At 71.6% G+C, this 243-nt stretch carries 1 pseudogene; it reads left to right on the forward strand.

What is annotated here, in order from left to right:
• Window positions 1-243 (forward strand): annotated as a pseudogene (locus IH26_RS55235) (two-component sensor histidine kinase); the annotation flags it as partial.

Consider the following 243-nt stretch of genomic DNA (forward strand, 5'->3'; position numbering starts at 1 on the left):
GATGTGGCCAAGCTGGTCCGGCGGATCGAGGACGAGGCCGCCCGGATGGGTCTGCTGGTGGAGGACCTGTTGCTGCTGGCCCGGCTGGATCGGGAGCGGCCGCTCACCCTCGGCCCGGTGGAGTTGCCGGTGCTGGCGCTGGATGCGGTGCAGGCGGCCGAGGCGATGGCGCCGGAGCGGGAGATCAAGCTGGATGTCCGGGATGAGCCGGAGCGGTTGGTGGCGTACGGGGATGATGCCCGG

It is taken from the genome of Actinoplanes subtropicus (assembly GCF_000721705.1).
GTDB lineage: Bacteria > Actinomycetota > Actinomycetes > Mycobacteriales > Micromonosporaceae > Actinoplanes > Actinoplanes subtropicus.